This window comes from Micromonospora sp. LOL_023, assembly GCF_048060115.1.
In the GTDB taxonomy this organism is placed as follows: domain Bacteria; phylum Actinomycetota; class Actinomycetes; order Mycobacteriales; family Micromonosporaceae; genus Micromonospora_E.
This window is the reverse complement of the sequence record NZ_JBHMIM010000025.1, coordinates 1-19007: the sequence shown is the minus strand read 5'-3', so window position 1 is coordinate 19007 and position 19007 is coordinate 1. Positions and strand designations below refer to the sequence as shown.

The 19007-nt window shown below is 72.0% G+C and carries 16 protein-coding genes and 1 pseudogene; 7 read left to right on the top strand and 10 right to left on the bottom strand.

All coding sequences use genetic code 11. The features are described 5' to 3' along the window. Positions 1 to 157 precede the first annotated feature (157 nt). Positions 158 to 268 (bottom strand): annotated as a pseudogene (locus ACFHVL_RS15355) (LD-carboxypeptidase); the annotation flags it as partial. Positions 269 to 384: 116 nt separating this feature from the next. On the opposite strand from ACFHVL_RS15355, the gene ACFHVL_RS15350 reads away from it, so the two are divergent. Genes ACFHVL_RS15350 through mptB form a run of 3 tightly spaced genes read left to right on the top strand, consistent with a single transcriptional unit; the run spans position 385 to position 5798 of the window. Further along, positions 385 to 1146 (top strand): type 1 glutamine amidotransferase, encoded by a 762-nt coding sequence (locus tag ACFHVL_RS15350; protein ID WP_416628524.1) that lies wholly within the window; start codon positions 385 to 387, stop codon positions 1144 to 1146. A gap of 7 nt (positions 1147 to 1153) precedes the next feature. Continuing rightward, on the top strand, positions 1154 to 4198 hold the full coding sequence (locus ACFHVL_RS15345; protein WP_416628523.1) for a bifunctional [glutamine synthetase] adenylyltransferase/[glutamine synthetase]-adenylyl-L-tyrosine phosphorylase: 3045 nt from the start codon (positions 1154 to 1156) through the stop codon (positions 4196 to 4198). Continuing rightward, a complete protein-coding gene (mptB, locus tag ACFHVL_RS15340; RefSeq protein WP_416628522.1) occupies positions 4191 to 5798 on the top strand; it encodes a polyprenol phosphomannose-dependent alpha 1,6 mannosyltransferase MptB in 1608 nt (535 codons plus the stop codon). Before ACFHVL_RS15345 ends, mptB begins: the two co-directional genes overlap by 8 nt. Positions 5799 to 5888: 90 nt before the next feature. Here the strand turns inward: mptB and glnA are convergent, their stop codons facing one another. Then, positions 5889 to 7313, bottom strand: coding sequence for a type I glutamate--ammonia ligase (glnA, locus tag ACFHVL_RS15335; protein ID WP_416628521.1), 1425 nt, complete (start codon positions 7311 to 7313; stop codon positions 5889 to 5891). A 250-nt stretch (positions 7314 to 7563) separates the two neighbouring features. Between glnA and ACFHVL_RS15330 the strand changes: the two genes are divergently transcribed. Beyond that, entirely contained in the window at positions 7564 to 7911 is a 348-nt protein-coding gene (locus ACFHVL_RS15330) for an RDD family protein (protein ID WP_416628520.1), read from the top strand. A gap of 25 nt (positions 7912 to 7936) precedes the next feature. Here the strand turns inward: ACFHVL_RS15330 and ACFHVL_RS15325 are convergent, their stop codons facing one another. The 6 genes from ACFHVL_RS15325 to ACFHVL_RS15300 form a co-directional block, all read right to left on the bottom strand. Next, positions 7937 to 9454, bottom strand: coding sequence for a cation:proton antiporter (locus ACFHVL_RS15325; RefSeq protein WP_416628519.1), 1518 nt, complete (start codon positions 9452 to 9454; stop codon positions 7937 to 7939). Positions 9455 to 9558: 104 nt separating this feature from the next. Then, the gene (locus ACFHVL_RS15320; RefSeq protein WP_416628518.1) at positions 9559 to 9786 is read right to left on the bottom strand and encodes a potassium transporter TrkA; all 228 of its coding nucleotides are present in this window, start codon (positions 9784 to 9786) and stop codon (positions 9559 to 9561) included. A 22-nt stretch (positions 9787 to 9808) separates the two neighbouring features. Then, complete coding sequence (locus ACFHVL_RS15315) at positions 9809 to 10498, bottom strand: DUF4191 domain-containing protein (protein WP_416628517.1); 690 nt, start codon at positions 10496 to 10498, stop codon at positions 9809 to 9811. A gap of 65 nt (positions 10499 to 10563) precedes the next feature. Next, complete coding sequence (gene lipA, locus ACFHVL_RS15310) at positions 10564 to 11505, bottom strand: lipoyl synthase (RefSeq protein ID WP_416628516.1); 942 nt, start codon at positions 11503 to 11505, stop codon at positions 10564 to 10566. Positions 11506 to 11634: 129 nt separating this feature from the next. Further along, complete coding sequence (lipB, locus tag ACFHVL_RS15305; RefSeq protein WP_416628514.1) at positions 11635 to 12276, bottom strand: lipoyl(octanoyl) transferase LipB; 642 nt, start codon at positions 12274 to 12276, stop codon at positions 11635 to 11637. Between the two features lie 51 nt (positions 12277 to 12327). Beyond that, on the bottom strand, positions 12328 to 14133 hold the full coding sequence (locus ACFHVL_RS15300) for a DUF2079 domain-containing protein (RefSeq protein ID WP_416628617.1): 1806 nt from the start codon (positions 14131 to 14133) through the stop codon (positions 12328 to 12330). A 253-nt stretch (positions 14134 to 14386) separates the two neighbouring features. On the opposite strand from ACFHVL_RS15300, the gene ACFHVL_RS15295 reads away from it, so the two are divergent. The 3 genes from ACFHVL_RS15295 to ACFHVL_RS15285 are packed head-to-tail and all read left to right on the top strand — an operon-like array spanning position 14387 to position 16868. Next, positions 14387 to 15367: an ATP-binding protein gene (locus ACFHVL_RS15295; protein WP_416628513.1), complete on the top strand. Its 981-nt coding sequence runs from the start codon at positions 14387 to 14389 to the stop codon at positions 15365 to 15367. A gap of 21 nt (positions 15368 to 15388) precedes the next feature. Then, positions 15389 to 15781: an SCO5389 family protein gene (locus ACFHVL_RS15290; protein ID WP_416628512.1), complete on the top strand. Its 393-nt coding sequence runs from the start codon at positions 15389 to 15391 to the stop codon at positions 15779 to 15781. Between the two features lie 16 nt (positions 15782 to 15797). Next, positions 15798 to 16868 (top strand): LLM class flavin-dependent oxidoreductase, encoded by a 1071-nt coding sequence (locus tag ACFHVL_RS15285; RefSeq protein ID WP_416628511.1) that lies wholly within the window; start codon positions 15798 to 15800, stop codon positions 16866 to 16868. Here the strand turns inward: ACFHVL_RS15285 and ACFHVL_RS15280 are convergent. Further along, positions 16830 to 17732, bottom strand: a complete 903-nt coding sequence (locus ACFHVL_RS15280) for a TIGR01777 family oxidoreductase (protein ID WP_416628509.1) — start codon at positions 17730 to 17732, stop codon at positions 16830 to 16832. The two genes, ACFHVL_RS15285 and ACFHVL_RS15280, sit on opposite strands and share 39 nt — an antisense overlap. A gap of 178 nt (positions 17733 to 17910) precedes the next feature. Further along, a partial coding sequence (gene sucB, locus ACFHVL_RS15275; RefSeq protein ID WP_416628507.1) for a 2-oxoglutarate dehydrogenase, E2 component, dihydrolipoamide succinyltransferase occupies positions 17911 to 19007 on the bottom strand: 1097 nt, incomplete at its 5' end.

Sequence of the window (19007 nt, the reverse complement as noted above, 5' to 3'; positions counted from 1 at the left end):
CGAAGCTGTCAACGAACTGGGAATCCGGCCAGCTCGAGGCGGCCCTGCGCGGGCCCGCCGAGTCCACCGCGTCGGTATCCGCGCGTCGGCGGCTATGCCTCGTCGCGGCGGCCGCGCAGGTGCCAATCCTCCAGCACCGTCACCGATCTCCTACCGTCGCCAACCGGACACCCCGCCACAGCGCCAGGTGCAGCGCGGTGATGTCGCGGTAGCCGTACACCACCAGCGGATCCCGGCGTACTGCCGCCATGTCCAGCAGGTCTACCACCGACGCGAGATCATGGGAGGTTCCGGTCCGAGCGAGCAGATTTTACGAGTACGCAACCGTGAGCACGCAGGCACCACCTACGGTCACCGCCGCGACCGATTGGATAGCCTCGACACGTGGGCAGCGCTCTGGTGATCGAGAACGACCCGACCGACGACCTGCGACGGCTGGGGGAGTGGCTCGCCGAGGCCGGCCTGCCGACCCAGGTGCACCGCCCGTACGCAGACGACCCAGTGCCCGCCGACCCGGGCGGACACGCCGCGGTGATCGTCCTCGGTGGCCGTCCGTCCGCCGTTGGGCCAGAACCGGGCGCTGGCTGGTTGCCTGCTGTCGAAGGGCTGCTGCGCAAGGCAGTCCGGCAGCGGATTCCGACCCTCGCCATCGGGCTGGGTGCCCAACTGCTCGCCACCGCCCACGCCGGCACCGTCGAACGCAGCGCCGCCGGACCCGAGATCGGCCCGGCCCTGGTCGGCAAGCGGGACGCCGCCGGCACCGACCCGCTGTTCCGCTACGTGCCGCTCGCCCCGGACGTGCTGCAGTGGCACGTCGACGAGATCACCGAGTTGCCGCACGGTGCCGTGCTGCTGGCGGCCTCGACCCACTACCCGCACCAGGCGTTCCGGCTCGGGGACCGGGCCTGGGGGCTGCAGTTCCACATCGAATGCGACCGCGACATGATCAGCACCTGGGCGGCCGGAAGCACCATCCTGGCCGAGCTGCGACTGCCGGCCGACGTCGTCGTCGACGCCTGCGTCGAGGTGCTCGGCGAAATCGAGGACGTTTGGCAGCCGTTCGCCGCCCGGTTCGCCGCCCTCGCCCTCGGCCAACTGCCCGGCTCGGACGACTTCCGCCGGACCCTCCCCCTGCTCGGCGGTTAGGCCTCCGATGACCAGACCGACCAGCGCCACCGGTCGCCTCGCCCGCTACGGCTTCGACGTCAGCGGCACGGACACCGTCCGGGCCGCCGAGCTGCTCGGCCCGGACGGGCTCGGGCTGTGGGACGCGCAGGCACAGCAGCCGGTCGACGAACCGGCCGCCGAGCTGCTGACCGCGCTGTCCCGGGCCGCCGATCCCGACCTGGCGCTGCGGCAACTGCACCGGCTCGCCGAGGCGCAGCGGCGAGACCGCGCCGACACCGGTCCGCCGGTGATCGACGCCGTGTACGCCGACGCCGGGCTGCGCCGCCGGCTGGTCGCCGTCCTCGGTGCCTCGTCGAGCCTCGGTGACCATCTGGTCGCCAACCCCGACCAGTGGCAGGTGCTCGCTACCGGCCGGAACGGGGTCGCCCCCACCGCCGACGGCAGCCTCGACCCGGGATCGGCGACGCCCGAGGTGCGCGCTGGCGGGCCGGCGATCGCCGCGCTGCGCCGGGCGTACCGGCTGGCCCTGCTGCGGATCGCCGCCGCAGACCTGACCGGGGGCCGATGCCTGGAGCAGACGATGGCGGCGCTGTCCGCCCTGGCCGACGCCACGCTCGGCGCCGCCTACGACATCGCGGTCGCCGAACTGCCCGACGGCACGCCCCCGCCCCGGCTGGCAGTGGTCGCGATGGGCAAATGCGGTGGCGACGAGCTCAACTACGTCTCCGATGTGGACGTCATCTTCGTCGCCGCCGATGACGCCGACCTGACTGCCGCCACCACGGTGGCCACCCGGCTGATCCACATCTGTGGCCTGGTGGCCTGGCCGGTGGACGCCGCCCTGCGGCCCGAAGGCAGCCGTGGACCCCTGGTCCGTACCCTGGGCAGCCACCTCGCCTACTACCAGCGCTGGGCGCGCACCTGGGAGTTCCAGGCGTTGCTCAAGGCCCGCCCGGCGGCCGGTGACCGCGACCTGGCCCACGAGTGGCTGCAGCTGCTCTCCCCGCTGGTGTGGCACGCCGCCGAGCGCCCCGAGGCGGTCGAGGACGTCCGGGCCATGCGCCGCCGGATCATCGAGAACGTCCCACCCCGGGAGCTGGAGCGCGAAATCAAACGCGGCCCCGGCGGGCTGCGCGACATCGAGTTCGCCGTCCAGTTGCTGCAGCTGGTGCACGGTCGGGTCGACGAGACGCTGCGTACCCCCGGCACCCTGCCGGCGCTGCGCGCGTTGGTCGCCGGCGGCTACGTCGGCCGGGCCGACGGCGAAGCCCTGCTGCGCGGCTACCGCTTCCTGCGCGGCGTCGAGCACCGGCTGCAACTGCAAGGGCTGCGCCGCACCCATACGGTGCCGGCCGACCCGGTCGCGCTGCGCTGGCTGGCCCACGCCCTGGGCTACACCGCGACGCCCAGCGCCAGCGCCGTCGAGACGTTCCGGGCCGAGTGGGTCAGCCACGCCACCGAGGTACGCCGCCTGCACGCCAAACTGCTCTACCGGCCGCTGCTCGAATCGGTGGCCCGGGTGCCGGCCGAATCGCTGCGGATGACCCCGCAGGCCGCCCGCCGCCGCCTCGAAGTGCTCGGGTTCGCCGACCCGGGCGGGGCGCTGCGGCATCTCGAGGCGCTCACCGGCGGGGTGTCACGGACCGCCGCGATCCAACGCACCCTGCTGCCGGTGCTGCTGCAGGAGTTCGCCGACGCCCCCGAACCCGATCGGGGTCTGCTCAGCTACCGGCAGGTGTCCGACAAGCTCGGCAGCACCCCCTGGTATCTGCGGCTGTTGCGCGACGAAGGTCCGGTCGCCGGCCGGCTCGCCCGTACCCTCGGGTTGTCCCGCTACGCCGCCGACCTGCTCGCCCGCGAGCCGGAGGCGTTGCGGATGCTCGCCGCCGACGCGGAGCTGGCCCCGCGGGACGCGGCCGTGTTGTCCGCCGGCTTCGATGCCGCCGCCGCCCGGCACCTCGGCACCGGCGGCGCCGAGCGGCCCGAGGCGGCGCAGGCGGCCCAGGCCGTCCGGGCGGTGCGGGCGCTGCGACGCCGGGAGCTGCTCCGGTTGGCCTGCGCCGACGCGCTCAGCCGGGCAGGTGCCCTGGCCCCGGCAGCCGACACGGTGGGTCGGCTGGACGTCACCGGGGTCGGCGCGGGTCTGTCGGCGGTCACCGACGCGACCCTGGCCGCCGCCTTGCGGGTCGCCGTCGCCACCGTGGCGCCGCCGACCGGCCTACGGTTCGCCATCATCGGCATGGGCCGCCTCGGCGGATACGAGATGGGCTACTCGTCCGACGCGGACGTGCTGTTCGTCTACGACCCGCCGGCCGGGCTGGCCGACTCCGAGGCCAGCGCCGCCGCCCGGCTGATCGCCGAGGAGCTGCGCCGGCTGCTCGGGATGCCCGCTCCGGACCCGCCGCTCGGGGTGGACGCGGACCTGCGGCCGGAAGGACGGCAGGGACCGCTGGTACGCAGCCTCGCCGCGTACGCGCAGTACTACGCCCGCTGGTCCAAGGTGTGGGAGGCGCAGGCCCTGCTGCGGGCCCGGTTCGTCTGCGGCGACCGGTCGCTGGGGGAGGAGTTCGTCGCGGTCGCCGATCCGGTCCGCTACCCGGCCGGCGGGCTGAGCCGCGACCAGATCGTCGAGATCCGCCGGATCAAGGTCAGGGTGGAGAGCGAGCGGCTGCCTCGGGGAGCGGACCCCGCCACCCACACCAAGCTGGGCCGGGGCGGTCTCGCCGACGTGGAGTGGGCGGTGCAGCTGACCCAGCTGCGGCACGCGCACACGGTGCCGGCGCTGCGGGACACCCGTACCCTGGCCGCGTTGGCGGCGGCCCGCGACGCCGGGCTGATCGGCCCGGCCGACGCCACCGCGCTGCGGGCCGGCTGGACCCTCGCCTCCCGGGTACGCAACGCGTTGATGCTGGTCCGTGGCCGGGCCAGCGACCAGCTGCCCCGGCACGGCACCGAACTCGCCGGCGTCGTGCGGCTGCTCGGCGGTGACGACGCCGGCGAGTTCCTCGACTACTACCTGCGGACCGCGCGTCGCTGCCGAGCCGCGGCGGAGCGGGTCCTCGGTGCCTGAGCGCACCGGGACCACCGGCGCGCGACACCACCTGATCCGCTGGACCGGACTGTCCGGCGCGGTCGCACTCGCGATCGCCGGGTTCCTCGGCGGCGCGCTGCCCGACCCGCCAGCGGCCGGCTGGGCCGTGTTCACCAGCGGACGGGGCGCGTTGAGCGTGCTCGCCTGGCTGGCCGGCACGGCGGCGCTGGTCTGGGCGTGGTGGTCGGCGCGGCACGGGGTGCCGTCGGTACGGTGGGCGCTGGTCACCGTCGGGCTGTGGGCGCTGCCGCTGCTGGTGGCGCCACCGCTGGCCAGCCGGGACATCTACTCGTACGCCTGCCAGGGCTGGGTCTACCGTGCCGGCGGGGATCCGTACGGCGGTGTCGCGGGCCAGGGCTGCCCCTGGATCGACGCGGTCGCCCCGCTGTGGCGAGACAGCCCGGCCCCGTACGGTCCGGTCTTCGTGTGGCTCGCCGGGCTCGCCGTCACCGTCGGCGCCGGCCTGACCGGCACGGTGCTGGTGCTGCGGCTGTTCGCCGTGGCCGGGTTGCTGCTGATCGCCCTCACCCTGCCGGGGTTGGCCCGGCGGTGCGGGCTGCCGGCCGGCCGGGCGCTGTGGCTGACGCTGGCCTGCCCGGTGGTGCTGGTGCACCTGGTCTCCGGCGGGCACAACGACGCGCTGATGGTCGGCCTGCTGGTGGCCGGGCTGTGGACGATCGTCGCGGGCGCGGCCCCGGTCTCCGGTGCGGCACCGCCCGGCCGGTTCGGCGGCGGGCCGCTGTTCACCCGGTTCGCAGGTGGGCCGCTGTTCACCCGGTTCGCCGGTGGTCTGCTGCTCGGTCTGGCGGTGGGGGTGAAGGCGACGGCGTTGGTGGTGCTGCCGTTCGCGGCGGTGCTCGCGGTCAGCGGTCCGCGCCGCCCGGCGGCACTGGTCCGGGCTGGTGCGCCGGTGCTGCTCGGCGCGGCGGCGGCGGTCGCGGCGGCCTCGGCCGGGTCGGGGCTGGGGCTGGGTTGGGTGGCCGGGCTGGCCCGCAGTGGCGACTCCCGGCAGTGGACGTCCCCACCGACCGCCGTCGGGCTGTTGGCCGAGTACCTCGGTCGGGCGGTCGGTGTGCAGCTGTCGGCGGTCGGGGTGGCCCGGGTCGTGGCGTTGGCGCTGCTCGCCGGATTCCTGGTGGTGTCGTGGTGGTGGGTGTGGCGGGGCGGTGGCCCGCTCGCGGCCTGGCGCAGCAACGATGGGCGGGCGGTCCCGGTGCCGGAGTCGTCCGGCGCGACGTCGACCCAGGACTGCGGACTGGCGGTGTACGGAGCGGGGACCGCCCTCGCCGCGACGTTGGTGGCGGCGCCGGTCTTCTACCCGTGGTATCTGGTGTGGCCGTTGGCGTTGCTGGCGGCGGCCGCGTACCGCACCCAATGGTTTCTGCTGCCGGTTGCGGTCTGCTGTTTCCTCGTCCTGCCGGACGGCTCGGGGATCGCTGCGATGACCAAGGCACCCGGCACGTTCGCCATGTGCGGTCTGATCGCCGTCCTCGTCGTCCGCACCGCCACCCGATCCCCGACGATCCTCCCGGCGATCTTGCGGTTATCGAGAAGATTTGTCGGCATTGTCCGTCGATAAGTGCAAGATCGCCGGGAAGGTCGCCGGGAACGGCGGCGGGGCCGGGTGCGAGCGTCACGCTCGCACCCGGCCCCGCCGCCGTTGGGTGGATCAGCAGTCGTAGTACATCGCGAACTCGTGCGGGGTCGGCCGCAGACGGACCGGGTCGACCTCGTTGGCCCGCTTCCAGTCGACCCAGGTGGAGATGAGGTCCGGCGTGAAAACGCCGCCCTCCAGCAGGAAGTCGTGGTCGGCCTCCAACGAGTCGAGCACCGCCGGCAGCGAGCCCGGCACCTGCTTGACGTCGCCCCACTCCTCCGGCGGCAGGTCGTACAGGTCCTTGTCGATCGGCGTCGGCGGCTCGATCTTGCTCTTGATGCCGTCCAGGCCGGCCATCAACATGGCCGAGAAGGCCAGGTAGACGTTGGCCGACGGGTCTGGCACCCGGAACTCGACCCGCTTGGCCTTGGCGTTGCTGCCGGTGACCGGGATACGCGTGCAGGCGGACCGGTTGCGCTGCGAGTACACCAGGTTGACCGGTGCCTCGAAGCCTGCCACGAGCCGGCGGTAGGAGTTCACCGTCGGGTTGGTGAAGGCCAGCAGCGACGGCGCGTGGTGCAGCAGACCGCCGATGTACCAGCGGGCCATGTCCGACAGCCCGGCGTAGCCGGTCTCGTCGTAGAACAGCGGCTCACCGTTGAGCCAGAGGCTCTGGTGGGTGTGCATGCCGGAGCCGTTGTCGCCGAACAGCGGCTTCGGCATGAAGGTCGCGGTCTTGCCGGCGGACCAGGCGGTGTTCTTCACGATGTACTTGAACAGCTGCAGCTGGTCACCCGCGTGCAGCAGGGTGGAGAACTTGTAGTTGATCTCGGCCTGGCCGGCGGTGCCGACCTCGTGGTGCGAGCGCTCAACGGTGAAGCCGGTGTCGATCAGCTTGCGTACGATCTGGTCGCGCAGGTCGGCGTAGTGGTCGACCGGCGGCACCGGGAAGTAGCCACCCTTGTACGCGGTCTTGTAACCGCGGTTGCCGCCCTCTTCCTCGCGACCGGTGTTCCAGGCGCCCTCGATCGAGTCGATGTAGTAGAAGGCCTGGTTCGCCGCGGTCTCGTGGCGGATCGAGTCGAAGATGTAGAACTCCGCCTCGGGGCCGAAGTAGGCGGTGTCGGCGATACCACTGGCCGCCAGGTACGCCTCGGCCTTCTTGGCCACGTTGCGGGGATCCCGGGAGTAGGCCTCGCGGGTGAACGGGTCGTGGATGAAGAAGTTGAGCGCCAGCGTCTTCTCGATCCGGAACGGGTCGATGAAAGCGGTGGCGACATCCGGCAACAGCAGCATGTCCGACTCGTGGATCGCCTGGAAACCACGGATCGAAGACCCGTCGAAGGCGAGGCCGGTGGTGAAAATGTCCTCATCGACGGACTCAACCGGCAGGTTGAAGTGCTGCATCACGCCGGGCAGGTCACAGAAGCGTACGTCGACGAATTTCACGCCCTCGTCTTTGAGGTACCGCAGTAGTTCCTCGGGATTGGCGAACACACGTCCTCCTGGCACGTCGCACTGATGGCTATGCTGGTCGCGACGCTATGGCCGGGGGGTTGCCCCACGGTGTCTCTAATGTTTCTGCCGTGTTACGTCCCGTGCGGAGCGTGATCCCGACCAATCGTCCCCCGCAGGATACGGCAGATGGCTCGGGCTACTCTGGCCGTTCGTGGGTATCGGGAGAGGTGCGGGTGTGGCAGCAGGCGCAAACGGGACGCCCCAGGGCTCCGGTTGGTCGGGTGCCGAGGTGCCCAGCCTCCTCCGCCGAACCGCTGCCATCGTGATTGACTGGTTACTTTGCGTGCTCATCGCGGGTTTCTTCGCCGATCCGGTCCGGTCCGGCTGGCCGCCGGTCGTCGTGCTGATCCTCGAGTACGCGTTCTTCATCGGTCTGTTCGCCCAAACCCCGGGAATGTGGCTGACTCGGATCCGGTGCGTCTCGGCGGCCGATGGCGGTCGGATCGGCGTTTTCCGCGCGTTTCTCCGCGGACTGCTGCTCGCCCTCGTGGTTCCGCCGCTCCTGATGGACGAGCGGCGGCGCGGCGCACACGACCGCGTCGCCGGATCGATCGTCCTGCCCGTCCCGAACAGCTGACCGGGCTGCGCACGGCCGGCCCGCCTCACGTCGCCGACGTCGGTTTGCTGTCCGTCGGTGTGCCCCCGGTCGGGTGGCTGCCCATCGGCTGTCGGACCAGAGTCCGGTCCTCGAAGCAGTACCACCAGTCCTCACCCGGCTGCAGCGAACGCATCAGCGGATGCCCGGTCTCGGCGAAGTGCGCCGTCGCGTGCTTGTTCACCGAGTCGTCACAGCAGCGCACCGCCCCGCAGGTCAGACACATCCGCAACTCCACCCAGTCGTCGCCGGTCTCGGCGCAGTACGCACACTCGCGGGTGTCCGTCTCGGTCACGGTCACCAGCGCGAGGTGGGTGCAGGCGGTACTCATCGTCTCCTCCCGCACGTACCGCCAGCGGGACCGCAGCAGCCAGTCCGGGATGACCCGGGCCAGATAGCGCGAATGCGTCGCCAACATCGGGCTGAGTACCGCGAGGATCAGGACGTACAGGGCGACAAACGGTCCGATCCGGGCGTCCAGACCTGCGGCCAACGCCAGCGTGGCCAGGATCAGCGAGAACTCGCCCCGGCCCAGCACCGTGAGCCCGACATTGGCCGCGCCCCGGTGGTTGAACCCGAACAACGCCGCCGTCACCAGCCCGGCCGCGACGTTCACCGTCAACGTGAGCAACACCGCCATCAGGACCGGGACCGCCACCGCACCGAGTTCGCCGACGTCGATGCTGAGCCCGAACGCGACGAAGAAGACGGCGGCGAACAGGTCCCGCAACGGCATGGTCAGCCGTTCGACCCGCTCCCGGACCGTGGTCCGCGAGATCACCAGACCGATCATCAGCGCGCCGATGGCGTCGGAGACCCCGACGTCGGCGGAGATCCCGGCGACCAGCAGCACCAGCCCGACGACCAGGATCACCAGGATCTCGTCCTCGTGGCTGCCGATCAGCCGGCCGACCGCGCGGGCACCGAAGCGGGCCACGGCGAACAGCAGCAACAGGAAGCCGAAACTGATCGCGATGTCCAGCACCAGTTGCCCGGCCGAGCCGGACGGCGACAGGACCGGGGTGAGCATCGCCAGGTAGAAGGCGAGGAACAGATCCTCGATCACGATGATGCCCAGGATCACCGGCGTCTCGGCGTTGGTCAGCCGGCGCAACTCGATCAGCAGCTTGGTGGCGATCGCCGACGAGGAGATGCCCAACGCGCCGCCGATCACCAGCGCCTCTGGTGTGCCCCAGCCGAGGGCGAAGCCGAGTCCCAGGCCGGCGCTGACGTTCATCGCGATGTAGCTGCCGGCGGCGATGAACAGCCGGCGTCCGCTGGCCAGCACCTGCTCGACCGGGAATTCCACCCCGAGGCTGAACAGCAGCAGCACCAGCCCGAGCGCGGCCAGGATGGCGAGGTCCTCGGGGTGTTCGACCAGCACCGGACCCGGGGTCGCCGGCCCCAGCAGGATGCCGGTGAGCATGAAGAACGGGACAGTGGGCAGGCCGAGCCGGCGTCCGCCACGAGCGAGCAGCCCGGCGACGAGCACCAGGGCGCCCAGACCGATCAGGTCAGCGTGCATGCCGTATCCAACCAGGCGGCGGCGCTACGCCGACAGCCCCGGTCGGGACTGCGGTGCGGCTCACGCTCGTCACGGACGTCGGGGATGCCCGGCGCGGACCCGGCTCACGCTTCGAAGAAGGTGCCGGCGAGTAGTGCCCCCAGCTTGCGGGACTGCTCCTCGGTCAGCTCCAGCACCGCTGTCGGCTCGTCCGAGCGGCTGGTGAAGACGTACAGGTCACGGATGCCGTCCCGGCGTACCACCACGGACACCCGCTGACTGGGCGAGCCCAGATCGACGTCGTAACGCTTGCCGATGCCCGGTAGCTCCTGCATGTGCACACCCTGGCCCATCGGCCCTCCCCTGAGTCGGTGATCAGCGCCCGCGGGACTGCCGGAAGGCGCCCTTGGCCGGGCGCATGTTCTTCGGGATGGCGCCCTTGGGCAGTTGCGGCCGTGCGGTCAGCGCGGTCAGTCGCCTGTCCAACGCGTTGACGTCCTTGCCGGTGAGATTGCGCGGCAGCCGGGTCAGGGTCATCCGCATCTTGCGGATGGACAACTCGCCTTCGTCGGTGCCGATCACGTAGTCGTACAGCGGGGCGGTGCCGATGACCTTCGCCAGCCGGCGCTTCTCCTGACCGAGCAGGCTGCGTACCCGCTGCGGGTTGCCCTCGGCGAGCAGGATCACCCCGGGGCGGCCGATCACCAGGTGGATCATGTCCATCTGGGTGGTGGAGCTGACCGCCGGCGTGACCCGCCAGTCACCGCGCATGTTCTCCAGCAGCGAGGCCGCCGCACCGGGCTGCCCCTCGGCGACGTTCATCATCGCCGTGTTCGATCGCAGGTTGAGCACGATCAGCACCGCCAGCAGCGCCAGCAGGATGCCGATCGGCAGCCACAACCAACCCCAGGCCATGACGACCGGCACGGTGATCGCCAGCGGAAGCACGACGGCGGCCACCGCCAGCGGCACGAACCACTTGTCGCGCTTGGCGGTGAACGAGAACACCATGCCGATCTGCTTCAGCCGCTGGCCGAACGACACCTTCTCCTGGGGTTTCGCCATGCGAGGCAGTCTAGTTGCCGCAGGCGAGCCCGCAGCCCGCAGGTGACCGACCGCCGGCGCGGGGCTCAGCCGACGGCCGGCGCGGCCTCGCGGTGTCGCAACGCCTGCTGGTAGAGGCGCCCGGCGCGGTACGACGAACGCACCAGCGGGCCGCTCATCACTCCGGCGAATCCGATCTGCTCGGCCTCGTCGCGCAACTCGACGAACTCCTCCGGCTTGACCCACCGTTCCACCGGGTGGTGGCGTGGGGTCGGCCGCAGGTACTGGGTGATGGTGATCAGCTCACAGCCGGCGTCGTGCAGGTCCCGCAACGCCTGCGACACCTCGGCGCGTTCCTCGCCGAGGCCGAGGATGAGGTTGGACTTGGTGACCAGGCCGTCGGCCCGGGCCCGGGTGAGTACGCCGAGCGAGCGGTCGTACCGGAAGGCGGGCCGGATCCGCTTGAAGATCCGGGGCACCGTCTCGACGTTGTGGGCGAGCACCTCTGGCCGGGCGGCGAAGACCGCACCGAGCTGGCCGGCGTCGCCGTTGAAGTCCGGGATCAGCAGCTCCACCCCGCAGCCGGGCTGCAGCGCGTGGATCTGCCGGACGGTCTCGGCGTACAGCCAGGCACCGCCGTCGGGCAGGTCGTCACGGGCGACGCCGGTGACGGTCGCGTACCGCAACCCCATGGTGGCGACCGACTCGCCGACGCGGCGGGGCTCGTCGGCGTCGAACTCGGCGGGCCGGCCGGTGTCGATCTGGCAGAAGTCACAGCGCCGGGTGCACTGGTCGCCGCCGATCAGGAAGGTGGCCTCGCGGTCTTCCCAACATTCGTAGATGTTGGGGCAGCCGGCCTCCTGACAGACGGTGTGCAGCCCTTCGCGCTGCACCAACCCACGCAACTGGGTGAACTCCGGCCCCATTTTGGCCTTGACCTTGATCCACGGGGGTTTCCGCTCGATCGGGGTCTCGGCGTTTCGGGCCTCCAGGCGCAGTAGGCGTCGTCCCTCGGGAGCAATAGTCACCCTTGTCAGCCTACGCCGACCGGTGTCCCGCCGGGGGATCAGCCGACCCACCCACGGGGCCGGGCCGGGTGAGTTCGCTCACCCGGCCCGCGCGACACATCGGCCTGCGCGGCCCACAGATCGGCGCCGTCAGCCGAGCGTCGGCAGGTGCCGCTCGACGACGGGCAGCACCTCGGCGACGGTGACCGGCCGGCCCAGCTCGGCGGCGAGGGACGTCACCCCGACGTCGCGCAGGCCGCAGGGCACGATCCGGTCGTACGCCGTCAGGTCGGGGTCGCAGTTGATGGCGAAGCCGTGCTGGGTGACCCCCCGGGCCACCCGGATGCCGATCGCCGCCACCTTTCGGGCCGGGCCACGGTCGTCCTCGGGCACCCACACTCCACTGTGGTTCGGCCCCTGCAGCCGGGTGGTGGCCAACCCGAGCTCGGCACACACGTCGATCAGCAGCTGTTCGACCCGGCGTACGTAGGCGACCACGTCGATCGGCTCGGGCAGGCGCACGATCGGATAGCCGACCAGCTGCCCGGGGCCGTGCCAGGTGATCTTGCCGCCCCGGTCGACATCGACCACCGGGGTGCCGTCCATCGGGCGGTCCCACGCCTCGGTACGTTTGCCGGCGGTGTAGACCGCCGGGTGTTCCAGCAGCAGCACCGTGTCCGGCTCCTCGCCGGCCACGACGGCGGCGTGCAGCCGACGCTGCTCCTGCCAGGCGCTCTGGTACTCGACGACTCCGGCGCGGACACTACGCAGACGCGAAACGGTGCTGGTCACACCGACCAGGGTAATGCGTCACCGGCCGGTCCGGCCGATCCGTGGCGGCGATCACCAGCCGCCGGCCGGGGCGGGCCAGAGCCAGACGTCGACGACCCGCTGCGGCGGTCCGAGCAGTTCGGTGGTGGCCGTCAGCAGCGCCTCGGCGTCGACCGGGAACTTGGCCCCGTGCACCTGGTCGGCCAGCACGACGGCCTCGGCACCCCAGTGGTTCAGGTCGGCGCGGGCGGCCGCCCGGTCGGTGTCGTCGATCGGTGGCACCACCCCGGTCCGGGCCACCTCGTGCAGCAGCCCGTCGGTGGCGCGCGGGACCGGTCCGATCCGGCCCCGACCGTCCGGACCGCCCGGGCCGAGGAAGAAGCCGGACGGGATGGCGAACTCGCCCTGCCGGTGGGCGAAGGCGTGGGCCTGCCAGCGCTGCCCGTCGGGTAGCACGTCGAGGGTGAACGGCACCGGGGCGAGCACCCCGCCCTGGCTGACGTGCTCGCGCCAGGCACCGGAGGTGATGAAGGTGGGGATCGGCTCCCGTTCGACGGTGAGCAGGCTGACCGGGATCAGCGGCAGCAGCGCCACGGCGAACGCACCCGCCCACAGCATCCGGCGGGGTGCCGCGCTGCGGAGCAGGTGGTCGACGGCGAGGGCGAGCAGGATGCCGATGATCGGGGTGACGACCATCGCCAGCCGTGCCGGTAGCGCGGCGTTGAAGATCGGGGCACCGGCCAGTGGGGCGTACGGCAGCCCGATGTCGGTGATGGTGCCGTCGAACTTCAGCCGCGGCCCCCAGGAGAGCACGGTGAACACGGCTCCGGTGACGGCGAGCGCCCGCAGGGTGGCCCGCCGACCGGGCGACGCCGCGCGCCAGAGCAGCACCAGACAGGCGAGGGTCAACACCAGCAGCGGTACGCCGAAGAAGCTGTTCTCCTCGGTCTCGTTCGGTGCCAGCCCGGTGCCGAGCCCGGCGACGCCGGCCAGCGACCGCTGCGGGAACGCGCCGTAGGCGAGGAGGTCCTCGCTGTGCACCCGAGCGTCGAACCCGGTGCCGTGGAACACCTGCGGCCCGAAGAAGTGCAACCACAGCGGGTACGCCAGCAACGTGGTGGCCACCGCGGCGGTGACCGCCAGGCCGCGCAGCAGCCGGGGGAGCGCGTCGCGTACCTCGGCGCGGCGGCTGCGGTCCGCCGCCCAGACGCCGAGGAAGACTCCGCAGGCTAGGGCGGTGAAGAACAGGCCCTCGGCGGCGATGGAGAAGGAGCCGGCGACGAGCGCGCCGAGGATCAGTCCGTTGCGGGCCCAGCCGCCGGCGGCCAGCGGTCGTGCCCCGGGTCGTCCGCGCAGTGCCAGCACCCACCAGACGACAACCGGCACCAGCCAGCCGGCGGTCCAGTTGAGGTGGGCGTTGGCGTGCGAGACCATGGCCGGCGCGAAGCCGCAGAACAGTCCGCCGACGGCGGCGGCGAGCCGGGACGACACGAACGGTTCGCCGACCGAGCCGGTGCCGCCGGGGGTACCCGGGCGCAGCCGGGACAGCAGCCAGTACCAGGCGAAGCCGGTGCCGGCCAGGTTGAGTGTGAGGATCACCAGGAAGGTGGCCGGCGGTCCGATCAGGAACGTCAGCGGTGCGAAGATCACCGCGTAGACGGTGATCGAGGTGTTGACCGCGAGGTTGACCCCGTCCGGCGCGTTGAGCAGGTACGTGAACAGCGGGTTCTCGCCGTGGGTCAGCGCGTACGCGCCGTAGGACAGCAGCCACTCGAACAGCGCCTGGTCGCTGGAGTTGACGGTGATCGCCCGGCTGTTCGGGCCGACCCACAGGCCGCTGGTGACCCAACCGGCGAGGGCCAGCGCGACCGTGGCCACGGTGAGGTCGGCGCGTCGCCCGCGGCGGCGGACCGCGGCCGGCTGCCCCTGGTCGGCCCGGGTGGGCGCGCCGTCGCCGGACGACTCGTCGTCGGGGTGGGCGTCGGCGTCGGGCAGTGGGGACACGGCGGCTGGCACCGGCGGAGATTACCAATTTCGCCCGACACGCCCGTGACGTACCTAAGCTTGACGAAGTTATTGGAAATGACTTCCAATGTAACCGTACCTGTTGAGTTGTTTGGGGAGACCTGCGGTGAAGATCTGTTTTGTCGGCAAGGGCGGCAGTGGCAAGACCACCCTCGCCGCGCTGTTCGCCCGCCACCTGGCGGCCACGACCACCGGCCCCGACGCCCGCCCGGCCCCGTTGCTGGCCATCGACGCCGACATCAACCAGCACCTCGCCGCCGCCCTCGGTGCCAGTGACGACGAGGCGGTCCTGCTGCCGGCGCTCGGCGACCACATGGTCGACATCAAGGAGTATCTGCGCGGTGACAACCCGCGGATCAGTTCGGCCGCCGTGATGGTCAAGACGACGCCGCCGGGTCGCGGTTCCCGGCTGCTCACCGTGGCCGGTGCCAACCCGGTCTACGACGCGTTGGTCCGCGAGGTCGCCGGCATCCGGTTGGCGGTCACCGGCCCGTTCGCCACCGACGACCTCGGTGTCGCCTGCTACCACTCCAAGGTCGGCGCGGTGGAGTTGCTGCTGAACCACCTCGTCGACGGCCCCGGTGAATACGTCGTCGTCGACATGACCGCCGGCGCCGACTCGTTCGCCTCCGGGTTGTTCACCCGCTTCGACGCGACCTTCCTGGTCTGCGAGCCGACGGTACGCAGCGTCGGCGTCTACCGGCAGTACGTCGGGTACGCCCGGGACCACGGGGTGCGGGTGCACGTGGTCGGCAACAAGATCGACGATGAGTCCGACGTGGACTTCCTGCGCGAACACGTCGGCGACGACCTGTTGACCTGGATCGGTCGCTCTGGCTTCGTCAAGGCGGCCGAACGGGGCCAGCACCAACCGATCACCGCGATGGAGCCAGCTAATCGTGACGCACTGGACACGATGCGTACAACCGTCGATGCTTGTGTGCAGGACTGGGCCAGCTACACCCGGCAGGCGGTGGAGTTCCACCTACGCAACGCCGCCGCCTGGGCCAACGACCGGGTCGGTGAGAACCTCGCCGACCAGGTCGATCCGGAGTTCGTCCTCGGACCAGATCTCCTGGTTCGCTGACCATCTGCGTGAGGAGAAAGCATGTCCCTCGACGTACCCGCCGCTCTGCTGGAGCGGGCCGAAGCCGGCCAGGTCGACGACGCCGAGTTCGTCGACTGCGTACGCCAGTCCCTGCCGTACGCCTGGTCGGTGGTGTCCGAGGTGGCCGCCCAGGCCCAGGGCACCACGGCCGAGTTCGCCGACCACGCGGTGCCGCCGCCGAGCGAGGCCGAGCGCGGCCAACTACTGCGGGCCCTGGCCAGCGACGCGATCCGGGGCGGCCTGGAGCGTCACTTCGGCGTGAAGCTGGCCTTCCAGAACTGCCACCGGGTAGCCGCCTTCAAGCTCGCCGCCGTCGGCGGCGAGACCTACCAACGGTTCATCTCCCCGGTCGCCCAGCTGCGCAACCAGTCGCCCGAGCTGCGTGACTGCTGATCCGACCGTACCGGCGGTGGCCGGCGACCGTGACCAGCCGGAAGTGGATCTGTTCCTGCTGGCGGCGCACGGACTGCCGGCCACCGTCGGGTATGCCCGCGCCGCCGAGGCAGCCGGCCTCGGCGGCGTGTGGCTGGCCGAACACCACTTCATCTCGTACGGGCAGTGCCCGTCGGCCACCACCCTGGCCGGCTACCTGCTCGGTGCGACCAGCCGGATCGCCGTCGGGACCGCCGCTGCCGTGCTGTCCAACCGGCACCCGGTCGCGTTGGCCGAGGAGACGATCCTGCTGGACACCGTCTCCGGCGGGCGCTTCCGGCTCGGCGTCGCCCGCGGGGGCCCCTGGGTCGACCTGACGGTCTTCGGCACCGGCCTGGACCGCTACCAGCAGGGCTTCGCCGAAGCACTCGATCTGCTGCGCCGCTGGCTCTCCGGTGCCGCGACGGTCGACGCCGACGGCGAGTTCTTCACCTTCCAGGACGTGCCGGTGGTGCCCAGGCCGGCCCGGCCGATCCCGATCTGGGCGGCGGCGACGTCGCCGGCCACTGTCGCCCTGGCCGCCAGCCGAGCGCTGCCGCTGCTGCTCGGCGTGCACGACGACGACGCGGCGAAGGCTGCCATGCTGGCGCGCTACGCCGACATCGCGGCGGAGCACGGCCACGACCCGGCGGCGGTACCGCACGCCTCGGTCCACCTGATCGGACTCGCCGACGACCGGGCCGCCGCGCTGCGTCAGCTGCGTCGGACGCTGCCACCCTGGCTCGCCACCACCAGGGAGTACGTCCGCATCGACGGCACGCCCCCGGTGCACCGAGACCTCGCCGCGTACGTCGAGCACCTGCTGCGATCACATCCACTGGGCAGCGCGCAGGAGTGCGCGGCGCACCTGGCGGCGAGCGCCGCCGTCACCGGGGTGCACCGGCAGTTGTTGATGGTCGAAGGCGTCGGCCCGGCAGCCGTCGACGAGCAGATCGCGGCCGTCGGCGCGGAGCTGCTCCCCGCGTTGGCCGGCACCCACCAGACCGGCGGCCAGTTGCCCGGCAGCGGCTCAGCTGTCGTGCAGGGCGGCCTGCAGCGCTTGCGGTAGATCCGGGTACTGGAAGTCGAACCCGGCCTGGTTGAGCACCCCGGGCAGCACCCGGGCGCTGCGTAGCGCCTCGACGGCGAACTCGCCGAGCGCCACCTGCAGCGCGAGCGCCGGGATCGGCATGATGGCCGGCCGGTGCACCGCCGCCCCGAGCGCCTTGCCGAACGCCGCGTTGGTCACCGGCGTCGGCCCCACCACGTTGACCGGCCCGGCGATGTCCTCGCGTTCCAGCAGGAACGACACCGCGGCCAGCCAGTCCGCCAGAGCGATCCACGGCACCCACTGCCGACCGCTGCCGAGCTTGCCGCCCAGCCCCAGCCGGAACGGCAGCAACTGCGGCTTGAGCAGGCCCCCGTCGCGGTGCAACGGCAGACCGGTGCGCAGCCGGACCACCCGTACCCCGGCGTCCTCGGCCGGACCGGTCGCGGCCTCCCAGACCCGGGCGACGTCGGACAGGAACCCCTCGCCGGCCGGGGCGTTCTCCTCGACAGGCTGGTCACCGGTGTCGCCGTACCAGCCGACGGCGGAGGAGTTGAGCAGCACCGACGGCCGGTCGGCGGCCGGCAGTGCCGCGATCGCGGTGGCGAGGGTGCTGGTGCTGTCCACCCGGCTGGACCGGATCAGCGCCTTGTAGCTGTCGGTCCAGCGCTTGTCGCCCACCCCGGCGCCGGCGAGATTGATCACTGCCGAGACGCCGGCGAGTACCGCCGGATCGAGCTGCCCGGCCGACGGCGACCAGGTGAACTCGCCCGGGCCCGGCGCCGGTCGTCGGACCAGTCGGACGGTGTCGTGCCCGTCAGCGCGGAGTCGGGCCACGAGCCGGGTGCCGAGGAAGCCGGACGCGCCGGCCAGAAGGATGCGCATACCGACATCTTCGCCGACGGGCGCGCCGGCAGATGCGGGGAGTCCCGATCCGGTTCACCGATCGGCGTCGGTGCCCGAGCCTGGGTGGACGCCGGAGTACGTTCCGGTGGGCGCAGGCGAAGGGCGCCGGCCGGATGAACGGCCGGCGCCCTTCGCGCCGTCGGTGTCGGTCACCGGATCAGGACAGGCCGAGCTCGCCCTCGAACGCGCCGGCCTCCAGCCGGTCCTTCACCGCGGTGAGGAACCGGGCGGCATCGGCACCGTCGACCAGCCGGTGATCGTAGGACAGCGCCAGGAAGACCATCGACCGAGGTGCGATCACCTCACCCAGCTCGGGATCGGTTACCACCGCGGCCCGTTTGACCACCGCGCCGGTGCCCAGGATCGCCGCCTGCGGCGAGGGGACGATCGGCGTGTCGAACAGCGCGCCCCGGCTGCCGGTGTTGGTCAGCGTGAAGGTCGCGCCGGAGAGCTCGTCCGGACCGATCTTGTTGGTCCGGGTCCGCTCCGCCACGTCGGCGATCCGTCGGGCCAGCCCGCCCAGGTTGAGGTCACCGGCGTCGCTGATCACCGGGACCAGCAGGCCCCGGTCGGTGTCCACCGCGATGCCGAGGTGTTCGCCGTCGGGGTAGGTGATGGTGCCGCCCTGCATGTCGATCGAGGCGTTGACCACTGGGTAGGTGCGCAGCGCCTCCACCGCGGCCAGCGCGAAGAACGGCAGGAACGACAGCTTGACGCCGTGCTTGGCCAGGAAGTCGCCCTTCACCTTGGCCCGCAACCGGGCGATCTTGGTCACGTCGACCTCGACCACCGTGGTCAGCTGGGCCGAGCTCTGCAACGACTCGAACATCCGCTTGGCGATGACGGTCCGGGTCCGGGTCATCTTCTCGGTACGCCCCCGCAGCGGGCTCGGCTGCGGTTTCGCCGCTGGCGCGGCGGCGGTCGGTGCCGACTTGGCCCGCTCGGCGGCGGCCCGGGCGGCTTCGGCCACGGACAGTACGTCCTGCTTGCGGATCCGGCCGCCGACGCCGGTACCCCGCACCTCGCTCAGGCTGACGCCCTGCTCGGCGGCGAGTTTGCGCACCAGCGGGGTGACGTAGCCGCCGTCGCCGTTCGCGCTGGCCGCCGTGGCGGCGGCGGGCTGCGCCGCACGCTCCGCCTGGGCCGGCGCGGCGGCGGTCTCGGTGGCCGGGGCCGGGCTGGCGTACGAGGCACCGGCCGGGGCCGCGGCTGGCTCGGGCTGCTCCGGGGCCGCGGCTGGCTCGGGCTGCGCCG